We start from the raw sequence: 233 nt of genomic DNA on the forward strand, positions 1-233 counted from the left end.
TGCTGATGTATAGACCGCCTGGTCTGTCGAAGTACAGCGTGCCGCTTTCCTCTCGCTTGCTCGCGAGGTACAACCCTTCTCGAAGCTCCTGCAAGGCGTCTGTCTCCAGGCCTCGCTCACGCCATTTGGCTAGGTAAAGGTCGAGCTTGTCTCTGATGTACCTGATGTGCCCGATCAGAGACACTCTATCCGCCACCTTAAATCCGTCCACAGTGTGGTGCGGGATGACGTGC

The 233-nt window shown here is 56.7% G+C and carries 1 protein-coding gene; it reads right to left on the reverse strand.

The features are described from left to right. On the reverse strand, window positions 1-233 hold a 233-nt coding region (locus tag SB765_RS33990), incomplete at both ends, for a hypothetical protein (RefSeq protein WP_410933079.1).

The sequence above is a fragment of the Pseudomonas sp. SIMBA_067 genome, from assembly GCF_046534675.1.
GTDB classification, from domain to species: Bacteria; Pseudomonadota; Gammaproteobacteria; order Pseudomonadales; family Pseudomonadaceae; genus Aquipseudomonas; species Aquipseudomonas putida.